The 1532-nt window shown below is 60.0% G+C and carries 3 protein-coding genes; all 3 read left to right on the forward strand.

What is annotated here, in order from left to right:
• The first annotated feature begins 170 nt into the window (after window positions 1-170).
• The 3 genes from HMPREF2656_RS10195 to HMPREF2656_RS13130 all read left to right on the forward strand — a co-directional run bounded on the left by HMPREF2656_RS10195 (window position 171) and on the right by HMPREF2656_RS13130 (window position 1378).
• Window positions 171-683: an alpha/beta fold hydrolase gene (locus HMPREF2656_RS10195; protein WP_256381256.1), complete on the forward strand. Its 513-nt coding sequence runs from the start codon at window positions 171-173 to the stop codon at window positions 681-683.
• Window positions 683-1030 (forward strand): hypothetical protein, encoded by a 348-nt coding sequence (locus tag HMPREF2656_RS10200; RefSeq protein ID WP_070816648.1) that lies wholly within the window; start codon window positions 683-685, stop codon window positions 1028-1030. The genes HMPREF2656_RS10195 and HMPREF2656_RS10200 overlap by 1 nt, the downstream gene beginning before the upstream one ends.
• Before the next feature lie 183 nt (window positions 1031-1213).
• Window positions 1214-1378, forward strand: coding sequence for a hypothetical protein (locus tag HMPREF2656_RS13130; RefSeq protein WP_167594494.1), 165 nt, complete (start codon window positions 1214-1216; stop codon window positions 1376-1378).
• Window positions 1379-1532: the final 154 nt, after the last annotated feature.

The following is a 1532-nucleotide window of genomic DNA, read 5'->3' on the forward strand; positions in this document are numbered from 1 at the left end:
CAACGGGTTTACCCGTCCACAAAATTTGACACAGCCCAATCCTGCTTTCACGGCTTCCTCGGTCAGGATGAATTAGGGTAGCCTATCTTTGTCTGTGTGAGCGGCGTTGGTATGATCACGCCCTTCGAGCCCACACCGGTCACCGCGAGAAAGGCACACCTATGCAGCCGATGCCCACCCGTGATGTGGTCGTGACTCCTGACGGTAGACGCTTAGCATCGATCAGCCTCGGCGAGGGGCCGCGTTTGGTCGTGTGTGAGGCTGGCCTGGGGATGAGCGCACACTACTGGATTCCGGTCATGCGCCACCTTGCGCCCCACTGCCGCGTGGTCGCCTATAACCGAGCGGGCATCGGCGACAGCGATCCGGATCCAGCTACGCGGAAACTGCAACGACTCGCTAACGACCTAGCGTGTGTCGTTAAAGCTCAATCTTACGAGTCTGTCGTCCTCGTCGGACATAGCTGGGGCGGTCCCATCGTACGTACTGCACAGGGCATGTCGGCGGGCCGCATCGAGCGCGTCGCAGGACTTGTGCTCGTCGATCCAAGCGATGAACACCTCTTGGATAAGTTCCGCCCGCTGTCCTTGGCCCTGCAGCGCCTGAGTCTAGTGTCGCTTGCTCGGCTGCGGTTGCTTTCTGCGATGTACACCCCATTCTCCGAGGGCTGCCGCCGGACGTGATGACACGAGTGCTTCAGGACTCTACGACCGTTTCAGCAGCACGTGAGGCCGCTGCCGAATTGCGATCGTTGCGTACTGGTCTCGCGCAGCTAGCAACCGACGATCAGCACTACGGCTCTCCCGTGACCGTGATCAGTGGCGCCCAAGCGATGGTCGGCGAGAGCGAAAAGATGCGTGCGGCAATCCGCGAGGCCCACCACTTATCTGCCGCTCGGACAGCAAGTGCCCAGCTCATCGTGGCACGTGATTCTGGTCACGCCATCCCGATTACGGAGCCGGAGGTGGTCGCTCGCGCGGCTCTCGCTCTCTTTGATCGGGACCACTTCGCAGCAGACCTCAACCGTTGAGCTCATCGCAACCTTGGCACGTCTATTACAGGAAGCACGAGCCGGCGTCCCTCATCGTCACATCGTGGCCACGGTGGACGCCACACTGGTATCCTCCGCTATCGTTCAGCCACCAGATATCCCGGGGCCAATGCCCCGAGGAAACATCTAATCTAACGGGCCTGGCCCACTCAAGGAGAGCTAATGAAGAAGGCAATTTGGCTTGCCGTGCTATACACCGCGGTGATGGGTGCAGGGAAGGCCTACGTCAAAAACGTCAAGGGCGTGGGGTACTCCGACCCTGGGTTCCTGGAACATTTTTCTGGATCCTGCTCGGGTTGGCGACGGCCACCGTACTTTACACCGTAGTGTTCCGTAACGACGCGAAGATTCCTTTCAACCAGAATCGCCGTTGGGCAATGTACGCCGTCGTCATGGTTCCACTCATTGTATCGCTTCCACCGAATGCCCGGCCTCGCTCGCAGGCTCCCAGCATGCGGCCTACATGGCACGCGCCCAGTAC

Source organism: Corynebacterium sp. HMSC034B08, from assembly GCF_001835805.1.
Taxonomy (GTDB): Bacteria; Actinomycetota; Actinomycetes; order Mycobacteriales; family Mycobacteriaceae; genus Corynebacterium; species Corynebacterium coyleae.

Excerpts from the sequence above, each read along its gene's own strand:
- HMPREF2656_RS10195 (WP_256381256.1), top strand. The coding sequence starts at position 171 with ATGCCCACCCGTGATGTGGTCGTGACTCCTGACGGTAGACGCTTAGCA.
- HMPREF2656_RS13130 (WP_167594494.1), top strand. The coding sequence starts at position 1,214 with ATGAAGAAGGCAATTTGGCTTGCCGTGCTATACACCGCGGTGATGGGT.
- HMPREF2656_RS10200 (WP_070816648.1), top strand. The coding sequence starts at position 683 with ATGACACGAGTGCTTCAGGACTCTACGACCGTTTCAGCAGCACGTGAG.